At 64.7% G+C, this 18,817-nt stretch carries 16 protein-coding genes and 1 tRNA gene; 6 read left to right on the forward strand and 11 right to left on the reverse strand.

Annotated features, from left to right (window positions below; translation table 11 throughout):
• Positions 1–627: 627 nt before the first annotated feature.
• The 3 genes from NT151_09605 to der all read right to left on the reverse strand — a co-directional run bounded on the left by NT151_09605 (position 628) and on the right by der (position 2,698).
• Positions 628–704: transfer RNA gene (locus tag NT151_09605), tRNA-Pro, on the reverse strand.
• A gap of 23 nt (positions 705–727) precedes the next feature.
• A complete protein-coding gene (locus tag NT151_09610; GenBank protein MCX6539170.1) occupies positions 728–1,249 on the reverse strand; it encodes a MerR family transcriptional regulator in 522 nt (173 codons plus the stop codon).
• 6 nt (positions 1,250–1,255) lie between these two features.
• Complete coding sequence (gene der, locus NT151_09615) at positions 1,256–2,698, reverse strand: ribosome biogenesis GTPase Der (GenBank protein MCX6539171.1); 1,443 nt, start codon at positions 2,696–2,698, stop codon at positions 1,256–1,258.
• 132 nt (positions 2,699–2,830) lie between these two features.
• Between der and NT151_09620 the strand changes: the two genes are divergently transcribed.
• The gene (locus NT151_09620; GenBank protein ID MCX6539172.1) at positions 2,831–3,100 is read left to right on the forward strand and encodes an integration host factor subunit beta; all 270 of its coding nucleotides are present in this window, start codon (positions 2,831–2,833) and stop codon (positions 3,098–3,100) included.
• A gap of 33 nt (positions 3,101–3,133) precedes the next feature.
• Positions 3,134–4,039: a site-2 protease family protein gene (locus NT151_09625; GenBank protein ID MCX6539173.1), complete on the forward strand. Its 906-nt coding sequence runs from the start codon at positions 3,134–3,136 to the stop codon at positions 4,037–4,039.
• A gap of 15 nt (positions 4,040–4,054) precedes the next feature.
• Here NT151_09625 and priA read toward each other — a convergent pair whose 3' ends face one another.
• The 8 genes from priA to NT151_09665 form a co-directional block, all read right to left on the reverse strand.
• Positions 4,055–6,571, reverse strand: coding sequence for a primosomal protein N' (gene priA / locus NT151_09630; GenBank protein ID MCX6539174.1), 2,517 nt, complete (start codon positions 6,569–6,571; stop codon positions 4,055–4,057).
• Between the two features lie 6 nt (positions 6,572–6,577).
• Positions 6,578–7,333 carry a uracil-DNA glycosylase gene (locus tag NT151_09635; GenBank protein ID MCX6539175.1) on the reverse strand — a complete coding sequence of 252 codons (756 nt, stop codon included), beginning with the start codon at positions 7,331–7,333 and terminating at the stop codon, positions 6,578–6,580.
• A gap of 29 nt (positions 7,334–7,362) precedes the next feature.
• Positions 7,363–8,580 (reverse strand): bifunctional phosphopantothenoylcysteine decarboxylase/phosphopantothenate--cysteine ligase CoaBC, encoded by a 1,218-nt coding sequence (gene coaBC, locus NT151_09640; GenBank protein MCX6539176.1) that lies wholly within the window; start codon positions 8,578–8,580, stop codon positions 7,363–7,365.
• A 3-nt stretch (positions 8,581–8,583) separates the two neighbouring features.
• Positions 8,584–9,228, reverse strand: coding sequence for a guanylate kinase (gene gmk / locus NT151_09645; GenBank protein ID MCX6539177.1), 645 nt, complete (start codon positions 9,226–9,228; stop codon positions 8,584–8,586).
• Complete coding sequence (locus NT151_09650) at positions 9,218–10,111, reverse strand: YicC family protein (GenBank protein MCX6539178.1); 894 nt, start codon at positions 10,109–10,111, stop codon at positions 9,218–9,220. Before NT151_09650 ends, gmk begins: the two co-directional genes overlap by 11 nt.
• Before the next feature lie 31 nt (positions 10,112–10,142).
• Positions 10,143–11,927: a lipid A export permease/ATP-binding protein MsbA gene (gene msbA, locus NT151_09655; protein MCX6539179.1), complete on the reverse strand. Its 1,785-nt coding sequence runs from the start codon at positions 11,925–11,927 to the stop codon at positions 10,143–10,145.
• Between the two features lie 67 nt (positions 11,928–11,994).
• Positions 11,995–13,026, reverse strand: coding sequence for a UDP-glucose 4-epimerase GalE (gene galE, locus NT151_09660; protein MCX6539180.1), 1,032 nt, complete (start codon positions 13,024–13,026; stop codon positions 11,995–11,997).
• A complete protein-coding gene (locus tag NT151_09665; protein ID MCX6539181.1) occupies positions 12,995–14,290 on the reverse strand; it encodes a UDP-glucose/GDP-mannose dehydrogenase family protein in 1,296 nt (431 codons plus the stop codon). Before NT151_09665 ends, galE begins: the two co-directional genes overlap by 32 nt.
• Positions 14,291–14,476: 186 nt before the next feature.
• On the opposite strand from NT151_09665, the gene NT151_09670 reads away from it, so the two are divergent.
• The 4 genes from NT151_09670 (at position 14,477) to NT151_09685 (ending at position 18,804) form a co-directional block, all read left to right on the forward strand.
• On the forward strand, positions 14,477–15,643 hold the full coding sequence (locus NT151_09670; GenBank protein MCX6539182.1) for a glycosyltransferase family 1 protein: 1,167 nt from the start codon (positions 14,477–14,479) through the stop codon (positions 15,641–15,643).
• Complete coding sequence (locus tag NT151_09675) at positions 15,643–16,776, forward strand: glycosyltransferase family 1 protein (protein MCX6539183.1); 1,134 nt, start codon at positions 15,643–15,645, stop codon at positions 16,774–16,776. Before NT151_09670 ends, NT151_09675 begins: the two co-directional genes overlap by 1 nt.
• A gap of 5 nt (positions 16,777–16,781) precedes the next feature.
• Complete coding sequence (locus NT151_09680) at positions 16,782–17,609, forward strand: glycosyltransferase family 2 protein (GenBank protein ID MCX6539184.1); 828 nt, start codon at positions 16,782–16,784, stop codon at positions 17,607–17,609.
• An 85-nt stretch (positions 17,610–17,694) separates the two neighbouring features.
• Positions 17,695–18,804 (forward strand): glycosyltransferase family 1 protein, encoded by a 1,110-nt coding sequence (locus NT151_09685; protein MCX6539185.1) that lies wholly within the window; start codon positions 17,695–17,697, stop codon positions 18,802–18,804.
• Positions 18,805–18,817 lie beyond the last annotated feature (13 nt).

Here is an 18,817-nt window from a genome sequence, read left to right on the forward strand (position 1 = left end):
GAACTCAAGTTCACCGTAATCATATCGCGTCATTCAATCGGGCGGCTTCGCCAATTCAGCCTCAACGGGCAGTGCGTGTAGATTCGACACGCCGCACGGCGCACTACCCCACATGCCTCTTCGCCGCGGCTCCTCCCTCGGGTCTGCCGAGATCGTGGCGTCGCTCCCGTCTACTTCAACCAGCCCAAGACGACGTAGTTGACCTCTCGCTCACGCCCACAAGTCCGGCACGTTTCCGTTGACGCCTACCGCAGGGTCCGGAAGCTGTCAGGACTCGCGCGGATGCGCGAGATTGACGACGATGACATCAAGTTCCGGCGCTACATAGAGCGCCTGGGCGGACCACCGCAGGCGGCGCCCTGAAGTCGAGTATTCTGGCGTCGCGTCATGGTTGCATGGAACCGGACGGCGAGGGGCGCCGCCGAGTACGCGTCGGCCACGCGCCAGTGATGCGTCGGAAGCGACTATAGCGACGGCTCGGCGCCGACGTGCCCTGGCCCAGACATAGGCAGCGCCCCCCCCAGCGGAGACGCCGAGTTCGCGCCAAGGCGAGCGTCCAGCCGTACACAGAAAGGGCGGTAGGAACCCCTAGGTGGCTACCTATTGGCTACCTACCGCCTCGAAAACTGGTCGGGATGACTGGATTCGAACCAGCGACCCCCTGAACCCCATTCAGGTGCGCTACCAAACTGCGCTACATCCCGATCTCAACTCCATGCGATGGGCATCATGTCCTGCGACGTGGTGCCCTGCTCTTTCCTCCCGCGGCGGCGTCCGGCGTCTTTTCAGTCTGCGTCACGCGCTCACCCGCCGCCTCAGCACCGATATCGAGCAGCGTCGGTTGTCCGGATCCCGCTACCTTCCGAGGCTTCGCAGCGTGAACCGGCGGGCCGCCCAGCATCTCGAGCAACGACCGCAATTCGCCCTTGATGCCGTCCAGCTTCCGCCGAGCGCCAGGTGCCACACCCGCCGGTATCCCATCATCGGCCGTATGTGCGTCGCCGTCAAGCCTGCGCCGCGCACCAGCCAGCGTCAGCCCTTCGCCATACACGAGCTGTCTGATCCGGAGCACCCGCTCGACGTCACTCCGCCGATAGACGCGCGGCGTGCCAGGAGTTCTCGCAAAGCCGAGCGTCGGAAACTCCGATTCCCAGGACCTCAGCACATACGGCTGCACGCTCGCGATCTCGCAAACGTCCGCTGCCTTGAACAGCTCCCGATCCGGAATCTCTGCGATGGTATCAGCCACGTACTTCTAGCGAAAAAGTATACCACGCCCTCCGCGCTTCATCCTGTCTGAGCGCTTCCGCGATCGCGCCCGCACTTGAATGCGAATCGGCGTTCCCACATAACCAAACGCCTCGCGCAACTTATTCACCAGGAAGCGCTGATACGAGAAGTGAAACGTCGTCGCCACGTTGGTGAAGAACACGAATGTCGGCGGGGCGATGCCCACCTGTGTGGCATAGAGGATGCGCACCTCGCGGCGCCCCTTCACCACCGGAGGATTGGCAGCCACAATCATCTCGACGAACCGGTTCAATTCGCCAGTCGGCACCCGACGGCGCCGCGCCTCGGCCACCCGGTCTATCGTCTCCAGCAACTTGGGCACCCGCTCACCGGTCACCGCCGAAATGTGCAGCAGCGGCGCGTACTCCAGGAACTTCAGCTTCCGCTTGAGTTCGTCGTCGAACTCCGCGGCGGCAGTGGGCCCCTTCTCCTTCATCAGGTCCCACTTGTTGGCCGCGACAATCAGCCCGCGTCCGGCCTTGTCGGCCTCGCCCGCGATCGTGCCGTCCTGATCGGTGGGCCCTTCGACGGCGTCGAGCAACAGCACGACGACGTCGGCGCTCGCGATGGCACGGCGCGCCTGGAGCACGCTCACGGCTTCGACGGCGCCCGCGCCCGCCACTTTTCCTGAGCGCCTGATTCCGGCCGTGTCCACAATCCGAAAACGCCGCCGGTGCCAGTTCAGCACCATATCCACGGCATCCCGGGTTGTCCCTGGCATATCACTGACGAGCATGCGTTCCTCGCGCATCAACCGATTGACCAGCGACGACTTGCCGACGTTCGGCCGCCCCACGATCGCGACCGCCGTTTCAATCTGCTCATCGGCCAGATCGCGTTCCACTCCCGGTGCCTCCGACCCGCCTGCCGTCTCCGCTTCAGTTTCCCGCCCTTCGCCGCCCGGGCGGCACGCGTGCGCGACAATCTGCTCGAGCAGATCTCCAATGCCATGTCCGTGCTCGGCGGACACCTCGACCACCGGCTCAAAGCCGAGTGCGTAGAATTCCAGACCGCCGGCTTTAGCCCGATTGTCGTCGCACTTGTTCAACACCATGACGACCGGTTTCCCCGAGGTTCTGAGCGCCGCCGCGATCTCCTCGTCGGACAACATCTTGCCGTCTGTCGCGTCCACGACAAACAGCACAAGGTCGGCTCCCGCAATCGCCCGGTGACCGCCGCCAACGACCAGGTCTCGGAGCGGGTCAGCGCTGGCACCGAACATCCCGCCGGTATCGCAGAGCTGGAAGGTCGCCCCCTGCCACGAGACGGGCATCGCAATGACATCTCGCGTGGTGCCGGCGATTGGCGCAACGATGGCGCGCCGCTTCCCTGCCATGCGGTTAAACAGGGTCGACTTCCCGACGTTCGGGCGACCGACGAGGACGACGGACGGGAGCGGCCGTGGCACGTGCTGTGAGGTCCTTTCGTGTTGCGGATCGATCATAGCGCGAAAGCGTTCGGAGCCGAACCAATTCCTTGACAGGCTAAGTCTATGTTTCTATGATAGTTAGCAATTGTTCAGAGAGGGAGCACGGTCGGCATGATAAAGGTCGACATCGTCGACGAGGTGGCCCGCGCGGCAAACATCACCAAGGTCAAGGCCGAAATGGCCGTCGACGCGGTGTTTGACACGATGCGGATCTCCATGCAGCGAGGCGAGCGGATAGAGCTTCGCGGCTTCGGTGTCTTTCAGGTCAAGCCCCGCAAGCGCGGCATCGGCCGTAACCCACGGACCGGCAAGGAAGTTAGGATTCCTCCGGGCCGCACCATCCGATTCAAACCCGGGAAAGACCTCCAGGCGCTCGGCTAACCGGGGCCTGGCTGCCAGACCCTCGAGTCATTCGTGTCCGATTTGCAGCCCAGAACTGATCGCAAGTGGTTGAACGCGTTGCTGTTGGCCGCCACGCTGGCGACGACCACCCTCACCGGTGCGTGCCATTGGCTCTCGTTTGAATCGGACTTTCAGGCGGTTGATCCCCAGCTCACGCTGGGGGCAGTCGCCAACGGCCTGTGGTACTCCTTGACGATCCTGGCGATTCTTGGGGCGCACGAACTGGGGCACTACCTGGCCTGCCGCTACTACGGCATCAACGCATCGCTCCCCTATTTCCTGCCCATTCCATTCCCGCTGACCGGAACCGCTGGAGCCTTCATCCGGATTCGGCAGCCCATCACCACCAAACGCGCTCTGTTTGATATCGGGATTGCCGGTCCACTGGCCGGATTTGTCGTCGCTGTCCCAGCCCTCGTCATCGGCATGGTGATGTCCCGTGTCGTTGGAGGACCCTCGGATTTTGCCGGGGTTTCGCTCGGAGAACCACTCCTGTTTAAGGCAGTCAGTTGGCTGATCTGGGGAACCCCTCCAGAAACCGCGTCGATCAACATGCACCCGATGGCATTCGCCGCGTGGTTTGGCCTGCTGGCGACCGCCCTCAACCTGATTCCGATTGGGCAGTTCGACGGCGGGCATATCGCGTATGCCACGCTCGGACGGCATGCGCACAAAGTCACCCTTGTCGCGGTGGTGTTCGCGGTCGGCCTGAGTGTGTACTCGTCGTCGTGGGTCGTGTGGACGTTACTCGCCGTGGGACTTCTGTTCGCGTTTGGCTGGCGGCATCCCGCTGTCTGGGATGAGGCGGAACCGCTCGATCCCTCCAGGCGCTGGCTTGCGCTCCTGGCGCTGGTCATCCTGGTGCTCTGCTTTACGCCAGCTCCCATCGAGCCGCTCGACCTGCTCCAGCCGAAGTAGTTCCTGGGGACGGTTCTAGAGCACGCTCAGCGGGTCCACATCAATCGTGGTTTTTCGCCGAAGGTCCGGGCGTGCATCGAGCGCCCCCCGCACGGCGTCCCGCATCGCTCGCCGCATGGCCGGTGTACCTTTGACGAAGAACTGCGCCCGATGCTCGCCCTTGAGCCGGGCCAGTGGTGCTGGCGCCGGCCCGAGCACGGTGAACGCCGAGCCCGGCGCGGCGGCGGCGCGCACCCGCCCCGCCAGGTCGGCGGCATCGCTGCTGGCTTTTGCATAGGACGGCCCCCGCACCACCGCGTTGATCAGGGCGACGACCGGCGGATACCGCATCGCCCGGCGGAAGTGCAGCTCTTCTTTGAAGAACGCGCCGTAGTCCTGCCGGCACGCATGACGGATACTGTAATGTTCCGGATAGATCGTCTGGATGATGGCGTCGCCCAGGATTTCGCCTCGCCCGGCACGGCCCACCACCTGCGTCAGCAACTGAAACGTTCGCTCCGAGGCGCGAAAATCCGCCAGGCCGAGCCCGACATCGGCGGAGATGACGCCGACCAACGTCACCCGCGGGAAGTCGTGGCCCTTCGCGATCATCTGGGTGCCGATCAGGATGTCGATCTGCCCCGCACCAAACCGGTTCAGCAGGTCAGGAATGGCCCCGCGATGCCGGACACTGTCGCGGTCGAGGCGCGCCACCCGCGCGGCGGGAAACGCCGCCCGCACGTCCGCCTCAACCCGCTCTGTGCCGAATCCGAGCTGCTCAAGAAACGGTCCGCCACACGCCGGGCATGTTCGCGGCACCCGCGCGTTGTAGTTGCAGTAATGGCACGCGGCACCGCTCCGGGCGTGCACCACGAGCGAGACGCTGCAGTTGGGACACTCCACCGTCCCGCCGCATTGCCGGCAGAACACGGCCGTGGAATAGCCTCGCCGATTCAGCAGCAGCAACACCTGCTCTTTGCGGCTCAACCTGCCGGCGACCGCTTCGCTCAGCGCGCGACTCAGAATGACGCCGGGGCCAACCTCGGCGAACTCGTCACGCATGTTGATGGTGCGCACGGCGGCCAGCGGCCGGTCGAGGACGCGTCGTTCGAGAGGAATCAGCTCGTACCGGCCGCGCGACGCATGCTGGAACGATTCCATCGACGGAGTGGCTGACCCGAGTACGACCAGCGCGCCTTCCTGCTGACCGCGGACGATGGCCAGATCGCGACCGTTGTACCGGGGTGTGTCCTGCTGCTTGTAGGAGCCGTCGTGCTCCTCGTCGACGACAATCAAACCCACTGACGACAACGGGGCGAAGATGGCCGAGCGCGTACCGACGACGATGTCGACGTCGTTGCGTCGAATCCGCTGCCACTGGTCGTGACGTTCGCCATCGGACAACCCGCTGTGCTGAATGGCCACGCGGTCCCCGAATCGAAGGCGGAACGCCAGGGCAACGGCCGGTGTCAGCGCAATCTCCGGAACCAGCACGAGGGTCCGTCGCGAAGCCGCCAGCACGTGTTCGGCCAGGCGCAAGTAGAGTTCCGTCTTCCCGCTGCCGGTCACACCGTGCACCAGTGCGACGCGAAACGCCGGCGGCGCGCACAACCCGGTCAGGCGCTCGAGCGCCGACGCCTGTTCGGCCGTCAGCTCGCGAGCCCGCGCGTCGGCCAGCGCTGGTGCGACGTGTCGTCCCCACGGCCCTTCGAACGGATCGCGGTCGAGGGGCACTCGGTGAATCGTCACCAGCCCTCTGGTCGCCAGGCGTCTCAGCCCGTCTGGCGCCAATTGCCGTTCAACCAGCGCCGAGGTGGGCAGTCCGTCCGGCGCCGACGCCAGAGCACGCAGGGCCTCCTGCTGTCTGGGACCGAGCCCGGCGACCGACGCGCCGGATTCCAGGCCGCGCGCCACATCGAGTCCCTGTGCCGTGGCACGCACCACGCGGGTGGTCTTGTACGCCCGCCGCTCCCCTTCCAGAACCTGGGCCGCGGAGATGAGACCCGCGCGCTCGAGCGTGCGGACCAGCGCGTTCATCGGCACCCGGACCTGTCCGCCGAGTTCCTTCGCCAGACGGCTGCGGAGCGACGATACCGGGAGTCCGCGGCCTCCAACCAGCACTTTCAGTGCGGCATGTTGCATCGCCGAACTGCTGTCGCCAGGCAACTCCTCGAGACGCCGAAGACCGGCGTCGGTCAACGTCACGATTCGTCGGCTTTCAACCCAGGCCATCGGCGGGACGGCGGCGGCGATGGCTTCGCCTGGTCCGCACGCGTAGTATTCCGCTACCCACAACGCCAGTCTGACAACCGAACCCGGCAGAAACGCGTCCTCGTCCAGCAGGTCGATGATGTCGCGGAGTGTCCCGCCGCGCACGCGATCGTCGTCATCCTCAAGCGAATCGGTCGAGACCACGCACCCGGTGACCGTCCTGGTGCCAAGCGGCACCAGGACGCGACTGCCGATGGCTGGCGCATCCAGCTCCGGGGGAACACGGTACGTGAGGAGGCCGAGGGCAGGAACCGGAACGGCCACCGAGGCAAGACGCAACATCGACGGCTACGCCGGCGTATCGGCGGTGTCGCCACGCAGCACGGCGCGCACCTTCTTCATGTCGTCCCACACGTCGCGCTTCCTGTCGGGGCTGCGAAGCAGGAAGGCGGGATGAAAGGTCGCAATCAACGCCGCGTCGCCGTACGTGTAGAAGCGGCCGCGCAGTTTCGAGATCGGCTCAGTTGTTTTCAGGAGCGTGCGGGCGGCAAATGTGCCCAGCGCCACGATGACCTTCGGCTTGATGATCTGCACCTGCCGGAACAGGAACGGTTCGCAGGTATCGACCTCATCCGGCTCGGGGTTTCTGTTCTCGGGCGGGCGGCACTTGATGACGTTCGCGATATACACCTGGTCGCGCGTCAACTCGATGGCTTCAATGATCTTCGTCAGCAACTGTCCCGCCCGGCCGACAAACGGAATACCCTGCACATCTTCGTCGTGGCCCGGAGCCTCGCCAACGAACATCAGATCGGCATTCGGGTTACCTACGCCATATACCACTTGGGTCCGGCCCAGCCGGTGCAGTTTGCATCGTGTGCAATCGCCGATGTCGGCGCGAACCATCTCGAGGGTTTCCATCACCGCTCCACCCGCCCCGCCCGACTCGCCATCCAGTGGAGACTCGGGACTCCCACTCTCGTGAGCGACCGGCGACTCGACACGCCGACGCCATGCAGGATCGCGTGAAACACCCGCTACCCCTAACTCTCCGAGAAACCTCAGATGCTCGGCGAGCTGCGCCCTGTCATCGGTCTGACTCATATCTGCTCGACTTCCATTCCCCTGCGGGCCTACGGTTGCACCGGGTCACGGTCTCCGAGCCGGGCTTCAATCCGGTCAAGAATCAGTCCGGCGATGGAGACCTTCGACTGGATGGGCAACGGCTCACTCGAGTTCGGACCAATCAGGGTGACGATGTTGGTGTCGGATTCAAAGCCGGCCCCATCCTGCAGCACGTCGTTGGCCACGATCAGATCAGCGCCCTTCGCGGCAAGCTTATGCTTTGCACGGGCCACCGCATCCTGCGTCTCGGCCGCGAACCCCACGATGACCGGCTGATGCCCGCCGTGCTCCTTCCGCCACCGGCCGATCTCGGCCAGAATGTCCGGCGTGCGCGTGAGCGTCACGGTGAGCGACTCGGCCGTCTTTGCGATCTTGTGGGCCTCCTGATGCGCGGGCTGGTAGTCGGCGACCGCGGCCGCCATCACCACGACATCGGCCACGGCCAGGCGCGTCATCACCGCGTCTCGCATCTGCACCGCGCTGCGGACGCGGACCAGTTCGGAGACATCAGGTGGCGTCACCGATGTCGGACCAGCCACCAGGGTGACGTCGGCGCCACGCCGCACCGCTTCGGCGGCGATGGCAAACCCCATCTTCCCGCTCGATCGATTGCCGAGGAACCGGACCGGGTCGAGATCCTCAAACGTCGGCCCAGCCGTCACGAGGACCTTGCGTCCATCGAGCGTGCGACGCGGTTGCAGAATCCGTATGGCGGCCTCGACGATGCTTTCCGGCTCAGCGAGACGACCCTTGCCGGTCCAACCACAGGCCAGGTACCCGGAATCAGGCTGCAGGATATGCACCCCTCGCTCGGCCAGCACCTTCAGGTTTGCTGCGGTCGCCGGATGCTCGAGCATGTGGCTGTTCATCGCCGGAGCGACCAGCACCGGCGCAGGCGTCGCCAGGTACAGCGTCGACAAAAAATCGTCCGCGATGCCCGCCGCGAATTTGCCCAGGATGTTGGCCGTGGCCGGCGCGACCACCAGCAACTCGATAGACGAGGCGAGCGCGATGTGTTCGATATCCGCGTTGGCGCCCGCCGCCCACTGGGTCGTCACGACACGCCGTTTCGTGATCGCCTCGAAGGTCACCGGGCCGATGAATCGCCGGGCGTTCCTCGTCATGATCGCCACGACGTCGTGGCCGCGTTTCTGAAGACCCCTCGCCACTTCGACGGCTTTGTACGCCCCGATGCCGCCTGTTATCCCGAGCGCTATCAGAGCCATGGCTTACTCCACGTGTCCCGGCACGTCAAACGTCGCGGCGATGCGTTCCGCCGCCGGCGTCGCGGCCGCCAGAGTCAGACGCGCAGCTGTCACGATCGCGCAAAGCTGCTCGACCGACGCGCCGACCTCGTCATTGACGACTACGAAATCGTATTCACGGAAGGCCCTGATTTCTTCCCGGGCCACCTCGAGGCGACGCTGGATCTGCGCTTCACTGTCTGTGCACCGGCCTCTCAGTCGCGATTCGAGGACGTCGAGCGACGGCGGCATGACGAACACCGCCACAACGGGAACGCCCCGGCGGCGGATCTTCCGGGCGCCCTGCACGTCGATGACCAGAACCAGATCGTCCCCGTCCGATTGTATGCGCTCGGTATCAACCTGGGATGTTCCGTACAGATTGCCGTAGATATCGGCCCACTCGAGAAATTGATCGCCTGCAATCATCGCTTCGAAGCGCTGGCGGGACACGAAGTTGTAGTCCACCCCGTCCGCCTCGCCCATCCGCGTCTGGCGACTGGTGTAGGAGCGTGACATCCGCAGATGCGGCATCAACTCGACCAACGTCTCGACGACGGTCGTCTTCCCTGTGCCGGAGGGTGCCGACACAATAAACAGTTGTCCCCGCCGCGTTGGGCTACTCGACATTCTGTACCTGTTCCCGCATCTTCTCGAGTTCCGCCTTGATCGAAATCACCAGTTCCGGAACCCCCTCCCCATCGGCTTTCGAACCGGTCGTATTGACTTCGCGGTTCATTTCCTGCAGCAGGAAGTCCAGCTTGCGGCCGCACGGCTCTGGTCCAGCGGCCAGCGACGTCCACTGCGTCACATGCGCCCGGAAGCGCACCAACTCCTCGCTGATGTCGGAACGCGAGACGAAGCGCACGATCTCCTGCGCGACCGAACTGCGGTCAACCGCGAGATCCGTCGTCATTTCGGCGATCCGCGCGCCCAGCCGATCCCGGAGCGTGTGCTCCCCTGCCTGCGCCAGCCCCGCGACACGTTCCATCAGGTTGGCGACAGCCGCTTTGCGCGCATCCAGGTCGTGCTGGAGAAGAGCCCCCTCCCGGCGGCGCATGACGTCCAACTCCTGCAGCGCCTGCTCGACCGCGCCCAGGATTCCGACCTCGATCGCCGCGGCGGCGTCGGCGTCCAGTTCCGCGGCCTGCTCTCGAACGGTCAACGCCTGGGGAAAACGCATGATGTCGCCCGGCTGCAACGCGCCTTCGACCAGTCCGACGGCCCTGGCCCGCGCCATCGCACTGGCCAGCGCGGTCGCGAACGCCTCGTTCAACTCGATCTCGAGCTTCGGCGGCTGTCTGAGCTGGATGGAGATCGCGACCTCGACGCGCCCCCGCGCCACGCGCTGCTGGACCACACCGCGAATCCTCGGCTCGATGGAACTCAGGGACTGAGGAAGACGCAGTTGCACATCCAGGTACCGATGATTCACGCTCCGTACGGTCACGCCGATGCTCGCGCCCTCATCCTCGCGTGTGACGCTCGCGAAGCCCGTCATGCTCTTCATCATGGTTCGACGCTCCACCCCTCCGCTGACGGTTTCAGGATTCTCCTGCCACTCGGCCCGGAATCAGTCGGTCCCGGGTGCTGCCTTTCCGGCGCGAGCCGGCGAACTGCAACTCGTACAACCCAGCGTACACCCCATCGGGACGCGCCATCAGCTCATCGTGCCGGCCAACTTCCACGACGCGACCGGTTTCGAGGACCACAATCAGATCGGCCCGTTGAACCGTCGACAGGCGATGCGCGATGACAAACGACGTTCGATCGCGCATCAGGTTGGCCAACGCATCCTGCACGAGCGCCTCGGATTCGGAATCGAGCGATGAGGTCGCCTCGTCGAGAATCAGGATCGGCGAGTTCTTCAGGATCGCCCGCGCAATCGCGAGGCGCTGTCGCTGTCCGCCAGACAACCGCTGGCCGCGTTCGCCAATCCTCGTCTGGTACCGTGCGGGCATCGCCGTAACAAAATCGTGGGCCCGGGCTGCCCGCGCGGCCGCTTCGATTTCGTCGGGACCCGCCCCCGGACGGCCGTACGCAATATTGTCGGCGACGGTATCGTCAAACAGCACCGTCTCCTGCGTCACCATCCCGATCTGGTCCCGCAATGAGGCCAGGCTGATCCGCCGGATGTCCACGCCGTCAATAAGGATCGCGCCATCAGATGGATCGTAGAACCGCGGGAGAAGATTGACGAGACTGGTCTTGCCGGCACCGCTTCGGCCAACCACCGCCACCGTCTGACCGGCGCGCACGGTGAACGACACGCCTCCCAGCGCCGTTCGGCCCCGCCCATCCTCGTACTCGAACGTCACGTCGCGAAACTCGATGCCGTGTTGCAGGGGCGCCAGTCGCGGGGCTCCGCGTTCATCCGGCACCTCCGTGTGCGTATCCATCAACTCGAAGATCCGCTGCGATGCGGCGATCGCCTGCTGAATATTGGCGTGAACGCGACTCAGCTTCTTGAGGGGGCCGTACATCAGGAGCAGCGCACCCATACACCGGAAGAACTGGCCCTCTGTCATGCGCTGGGCCGCAATCTCCCGGGCGCCGTACCACAGCGCCGCCGCAATCGCCACACCACCAACCAACTCCATGATGGGCGGCATCATCGACACCGCGGCCGTCACCTTCATGTTCGCCCGGTACAGCGCCCGCGTGGCCATACCGAACCTGTCCCCCTCGCGGTCCTCCGCGCCAAACGCCTTGACGATCCGCAATCCCGTGAACGCTTCAGTTGCGACGTGCGACATCGTCTCCAGGTGTTCCTGGCTCCTTCTCGTCGTCTTGCGCAAGGCTTGACCGAGCCGAACGAGTGGATACAGCACCAGCGGCGCGCCGGTCAGGCATACCAGCGCCAGTCCGAGGTTGAAATAGAACAACACGCCCGCGAACCCGACAACGGCGAGCGACTCCCGCAGCAGATCGCTCATCGTTTCCGACACCACCTGCTGAACCTGGCCGACGTCGTTGGTCAGCCTCGACAGGAGCTGCCCAGTGCTTCGCGACTTGAAGAAGGCGGCCGACTGCCCGAGCGTGTGGCGAAACAGGCCGTCGCGGATGTCGCGCACCACGTGCTGCCCGACGTTCGCCATCAGGTAGGCCGAAACGTACGATCCAAGACCTTTCAGGAAATACGCGAGCAGAATCGACCATGCAACCCTGGCGACGGCTTCCTGTCGAATCAGCACCTTGTCGACGATCGGTTGGATAAGGACCAGCAGCCAGGTGGACGCGCCACCGTACACGAGCATCGCGAGCAGGGCCACGACGAATCGGCCCCGATACGGGCGTGCGTACCCGAGCAGTCGCAGCAGCGGATTCACTGGCCGGACCGGTCGCGTCGGTGGCCCGGAAACCGCGGATCGATCACGATTCCGCGGAGCTCCGGCATCAACGCACCGCCTCCTCCTGAATCCCGTGTGGATGAGCCCGTCGCCATTGCCACGCGCTCTCCACCATGCCGTCCAGATCAACAAATTCCGGGCGCCACCCCAGCTCAGTCCGAATGCGCTCGCTCGAGGCGAACAGGACACCCGGGTCTCCTGGACGCCGAGACGCCCGTTCGGTTGGCACCCGCCTGCCACTCACTCGTTCGACTGAATTGATCACGTCCTGCACCGAAAACGGCTTGCCAATACCAAGGTTGTACACCCCGGTGGCACCCTGATCGTCCAGGTGTTCCAGCGCCAGCAGATGTGCGCGGGCGAGATCGCTCACGTGGACGTAGTCCCTGAGGCATGTCCCGTCCGGCGTCGGATAGTCAGTGCCGAACACCTGAAGAGCGGGACCGCCCAGCGCGGCTTCGACGGCACGCGGAATCAGATGCACCTCAGGCCGGTGTTCCTCTCCCAGTTCGCCATCAGGATCGCTGCCTGCCGCATTAAAATAGCGCAACGAAACACTCCGGATGCCGTAGGCGCGCTCAAAGTGAGCGAGCGCGCGTTCAACGGCAAGCTTGGTCTCGCCGTACGCGTTGATCGGGCGCGTCGGATGGTTTTCGGTGATCGGCGTTTCGGCGGGTTCGCCATAGACCGCCGCCGTCGACGAAAACACGAACCGGCTGACCGACTCCCCAACCATGGCCTCCAGCACGGCCAGCGTCCCGCCAACATTGTTGGCGTAATAGCCGATCGGGTCTCGCACCGATTCGCCCACCAGCAGCGAGGCCGCGAAGTGCATCACGGCCGACACCTCGTGCCGCCGAATCGTCTCGCGAACCCGTGCCACATCGTGGACGTCGGCGACAACCAGCTCACCCCAGCGGACGGCACCCCGATGCCCGTTCGACAGATTGTCAATGACGACGACGCGCCGGCCCGTGGCGGCGAGCGCCTTGGCGACGTGGCTCCCGATGTAGCCCGCCCCTCCGGTGACAAGGACGGCCCCCACCTTAGCGGCCGATGCTGAAGTACTGGAAGCCATGCGTCCGCATCACCTCGCGGGTATAGATGTTGCGGCCATCGAAGATGAGCGGCGTCTTCATCGCCTTGCGCATCTTCGCGAAGTCCGGTTCTCGGAACTCGTTCCACTCGGTCACCAGCGCCATGGCGTCGGCGCCCTCGAGCGCCTTGTAGCTGGTCGGTGCCAGCACGATCCTGGTCCCGAACAGCTGCTTCGCGACTGGCATCGCCTCGGGGTCGAACGCCTGGACCTTCGCTCCCGCCGCCAGGAGGCGTTCGATGAGCACAACCGCCGGGGCCTCGCGCATGTCGTCAGTGCGGGGCTTGAACGACAGCCCCCAGACCGCAATCGTCTTCCCTTTCAACGACCCAAGATGCTTCTCCATCTTGGAGGCCAGGACCGATTTCTGCGACTGATTGACGGCATCGACGGCTTTGACAATGCGGAAGTCGTAGCCCTTGTCGGCCGTAAACTTGATGATCGCCTTGACGTCCTTCGGGAAGCAGCTCCCGCCGTAGCCCGTGCCTGGGAACAGGAACGACGGGCCAATCCGGTGGTCTGAGCCGACCGCGCGTCGAACCTGGTCGACGTCGGCGCCGAACAACTCACAGATGTTCGCGATTTCGTTCATGAACGAGATCTTCGTCGCCAGCAGCGCATTTGCCGCGTACTTGCAGAGTTCCGCGCTGGCGCAGTCCATCACCATGATGGGCGCGCCGGTGCGCGTAAACGGGCTGTACAGGTTTCGCATGACCTCGGCGGCCTTTTCGTCCTCGGCGCCAATCACGACGCGGTCGGGCTTGAAGAAATCGTCAACTGCGGCGCCCTGCTTCAGGAACTCGGGGTTGCTGACCACACTGAACGGATACGTGGTCTCGCGCCGGATGATCTCCCGCACCCGGCTGGCCGTGCCAACAGGAACCGTGCTCTTGTCGACGATCACCTTGTAACCGTTCATCGCCTTCGCGATTTCGCGGGCGACACCGAGCACCTGCTGGAGGTCGGCCGAGCCGTCCTCACCTTGCGGGGTGCCGACCGCAATGAAGATGACCGACGCCGATCGCACCGCTTTGGGCAACTGGGTCGTAAACGTCAGGCGCTTGTCCGCGACGTTCCGCTTGACGACCTCTTCGAGCCCAGGCTCGAAAATGGGCATCTTCCCCTTCCGGAGCAGCCTGATCTTCGCCTCGTCCTTGTCGACGCATACGACATCATTTCCGGTTTCCGCAAAACACGCCCCGGCGACCAACCCGACGTAACCTGCACCTACGACAGCCAGTTTCATGCGCACTTCCTCCGCCGCCGGCGCCAGATCGATCGGATGCCGGAATGTAGAAACGTCTGAAAGTACTATAGGCAGTACTAGCTGTCAAGGCATTGTAAATCAACAGGTTGCAGCCGATTTGGTCTCCGGCCAACGCAGACGTTCCCGTGGCAGGGCGCAATCGGGATACCATACACAACGGCAAGGATGCGCCTCTTTCTTGACTATCGACCGGCGTTGAAGGAACCGACGGGCGTGGGAGCGTGGATCCACGAACTGGTCCGGGCCCTCCTGGCACTCAAGGCTTCTGGCGAACCCAGGGCAGAAGGCTTGGAAATAGCCCTGTTTTCGAGTTCTTTGCGCGATCGGCTTGCCGGGTCGGCCGTCGGGGAGCTGGCTGGCGTGACGCCGGTTGACTGTCGCCTCCCCGTCCGCGCGCTCAATCTGGCGTGGTATCGGCTTGGTTGGCCGCCCGTGGAATGGCTCGCCAGGGGCCCATTCGATATCGTCCACGCCACCACCCCGGTGCTGCTGCCGGCACGGTCGGGACTCCGGGTGTCGACCATCTACGACCTTGATTTCCTCCACCACCCTGACCGCGCGTGGGGCGAAATGCAGCGGGATTTCCCGCGCCTGGTCGGCGACCACTCCCGCAGGGCAGATCTGGTCGTGACCATCTCGAATCACTCCGCACGTGGTATCAGTCGAGAACTGGGCGTTTCCGACGACAGGATCGCTGTTTGTCGGCCCGGCGTTCCCCGGTGGATCACGTCTCAGGCCACGGTTCAACCGCCGAGATCCGGGGGATACATCCTTTTTGTTGGCACGCTCGAGCCGAGAAAGAACATCGCCGGTCTGCTCGACGCCTACGAGCGACTGCTGTCGCGTTGGCCTGACGCCCCTCACCTCATTTTGGCCGGGCGCCAAACGCCGGCTGCCCAGCCCTGGATTGAGCGCGCAAAAGGATCTGCCTTCAAGGGACAGGTCGACATTCGTGGATACATCTCGGACGCCGACCGGGCCGCCACGTACCTCGGGGCCGCGGTGGTTGTCCTGCCTTCGTTTGAGGAGGGATTCGGACTTCCGGCCCTCGAGGCGATGGCCCTCGGCATCCCGGTTGTCGTGTCGAATCGAGGGGCCCTCCCTGAGGTGGTCGGTCACGCCGGCCTCCAAGTTGATCCAGCGGATGCCGACGGCATCGCTGACGCGCTCTACCGCTTGCTTAGGGAGCCGGGACTCCACCGAACGTGTCGAGACGCCGGCCTGGCGAGAGCTAGGGAGTTCAACTGGAGCGACTCGGCGCTCCTTCTCCTGCAGCACTATCTGGCGGCGATGGCTCGGCAACCTCAGGCGGCGCGCCAAGGGAAGCGTTGATGATGCGGATTGGCGTCGATGTTCGCGAACTGCTGGGTCGCCCGACCGGCGTGGGCCGGTACGTCCTGCACCTGCTGGTCGAATGGGCAACCGCGGCCAGGAAGGGCGCATTTCCCCACCAGATTGTGCTGTATTCTCCAGCGGAGTGCCCGCCCGAGACCGCAGCCGCGTTCGACGCCCTGGCACCCGAGCGTCGGATTGTGCCCGGGTCACCCGGCACGTGGTGGGAGCAGGTGCAGCTCCCGCCCGTCGCGTCGCGGGACCGCCTCAACGTCTTCTTCGCGCCGGCGTACACCGCACCGCTGAGGATCACCTGTCCGGTCGTCCAGACGATTCACGACCTGTCGTTTCTCGCGCATCCCGAGTGGTTCTCTCTCCGCGAACGGCTCCGGCGGGCGTGGCTCACCCGATCCTCAGCCCGGCGCGCACGGATTGTCCTGACAGATTCCCGCTTTTCCGCGGGCGAAATCCGCGGCCGGCTCGGCATTCCTGATGACAGGATTCGCGTGATCCCGCTCGGCCTCACCACACCCGGACAGTCAACCACTCCCGGAGTGATTGTTCCGTCGGCATGGCCGACATTCGGCGAGCGCCGACCCATCGTGCTGTATGTGGGGTCGGTATTCAACCGGCGGCGTGTGCCCGACTTGATCCGCGCCTTTGCGCACGTCGCGGCTCGCGTCCCGGACGCACGTCTCGAGATCGTCGGCGAGAACCGCACACATCCGACTCAAGACCTTGCCGCACTCTGTCGTACGCTGAATATCGCGGACCGCGTCGTCGTCCGGGCCTATGTCAGCGACGACGAACTGGTGGGCCTGTACCGCTCGGCTCGTGTGTTCGCCTTCCTCTCGGAATACGAGGGATTCGGGCTGACGCCGCTCGAAGCGCTCAGCTGTGGGATTCCCGTCGTCGTGCTCGATACTCCCGTCGCGCGCGAGACGTGCGGCGCCGCCGCCTGCTACGTCGGACCGGGCGACACGGAAGAGGTGGCGACACACCTGACGAGGCTCCTGTCCGACGAGCGGGCGCACCGCGAGGCGCTCGCACCAGCGGCCGAACTGCTCGCGCGATACAGTTGGCCTGATGCGGCTCGAGCCACTCTCGACGCGCTCGAGGCCGCCGCGCGCTAATCACCATGGCAGACCTCACCATCATCATCGTGTCGTTCAACACGCGGTCGGAACTGGAGGCGTGCCTCGGTTCGCTCGTCGAGCATCGACCGCGTACTTCCCACGAGATTCTGGTGATCGACAACGCATCCAGCGACCACACGGCCACGGCGCTTCGTGAACGCTGGCCTGGAGTCCGCCTGATCGAGCCGGGCCGGAACATCGGGTTCGCGGCCGCCAACAACCTGGGCATCCGCGCCTCGTCCGGCGAGTTTGTCCTGCTGCTCAACAGCGACACGCTTGTGCGCCCCGGTGCGATCGACACGCTCGTTGACGAGTTGCGGCGCTCAGCCGAGGTGGCCGCCGCCGGGCCGCGCATCGTCGACGCCGATGGCAGGGCCGAACTGTCGTTTGGCCGCATGATGTCGCCGCTGGTCGAGGCTCGCCAGAAACTGCTGACCCGGCTGCACGAGCGGGGCGTCGGGTGGGCGAACCGCCGCGTCGAGCGTCTCACGCGGACTCGACACTATCCCGATTGGGTGAGCGGCGCGTGCCTCATGGTTCGCCGAGACGACGCTGTCGCGGCGGGCCTGCTGGACGAGCGATATTTCCTCTACGGGGAGGACGTCGATTTTTGTGCCGCGCTGCGGGCCTTGGGCAAACGAGTGCTCTTCGTCCCTGACGCGGAAATCGTTCACCTCCGGGGCCGCGCCCGGGCCACCAGGCCGATTGCCTCAGAGCTGGCCTATCGCAGAGCGCATCTGGCGTTCTATGCGAAGCACCATCCGCTGTGGCTTCCGTGGCTTACGCTCTACCTGCGTGTCCGCGGCACACTTCCCCCCGAGGGGACATGATGGCCAGGGTCGCTCGCCACCGACCGAGCGGAACTCGCTGCTCGCGCGCTGTGGTATCGTGACAAACCGAAACGAGGCCTGATACGTGCGCATCGCCATTGACGCCCGGAAGTTACACGACTTCGGGATTGGCACCTACATCCGCAATCTGCTGAAGCACCTCGCGTCGTTTGACCACGACACCGAGTATGTCGTTGTGTGCCGTCCCCAGGACTGCGAGACCGTCCGGCAGCTGGCGCCGAACTTCACGCCGATCGCTGAGAAGGCCAAGCCGTATTCGATCCGGGAACAGATCGCGCTGCCGCTCCGGCTTCTGTCGGCACGCGCCGACCTGTTTCATGCGCCGCACTACGTGCTGCCCCCGCTGGTGCCGTGTCGATCGATCGTGACGATCCACGACTGCATCCACTTGATGTTCCCGCAGTACCTGCCCAACCGGATGGCCTACCTCTATGCGAGGGCGAGCCTGGCCGCCGCGGCGGCGCGGGCGGCCCGGATCCTTACGGTGTCCGAGACGTCGAAATCGGACATCCTTCGGTATTGCAATGTGCCGGCTGACCGGATCATCGTCATCCCCAACGCGATTGATCATCGGCTCACGACACCGCCCCTGGAGGAAGACATTCAGCGGACCCGGGAGCGATATCAACTGGACGGCCCCTTCGCGCTGTATGTGGGCAACATCAAACCGCACAAGAACCTGGAACGGCTGATCGAAGCGTTTCATCTCGTGCGTCGGGAGGGATTCGAGCAGCTGAAACTGCTCATCATCGGGGATCAGATCTCCAAGTTCCCCAGGCTCCGTCGCGCGGTCGACCGCTACAAACTGCACAAGCACGTCCGTTTTCTCGGGTTTGTTGGTGACGACACCCTGGCGGCGTTGTACAGGCTGGCAACAGTGTTCGTGTTCCCGTCGCTGTATGAGGGTTTCGGTCTGCCTCCCCTGGAGGCGATGGCGAGCGGCACGCCCGTGGTCACCTCAAACGTGTCGTCGTTGCCCGAGGTGGTCGGCGATGCCGCGGTCCTGGTCGATCCCTACAGTGCCAAGTCGATTGCCGACGGCATCCAGCGGGTGCTCGTGGATCCGGACTTGAGAGAGACGCTCAGAATCCGTGGGCTTGCGCGCGCCCGGACCTTCTCCTGGGAGGCGTCGGTCCGGCGAACCCTGGACGTCTACAGGGAAGTGATCGGGTGAGCCCGGAGCGATC

The organism is Acidobacteriota bacterium, assembly GCA_026393675.1.
Classification (GTDB): domain Bacteria; phylum Acidobacteriota; class Vicinamibacteria; order Vicinamibacterales; family JAKQTR01; genus JBAXOX01.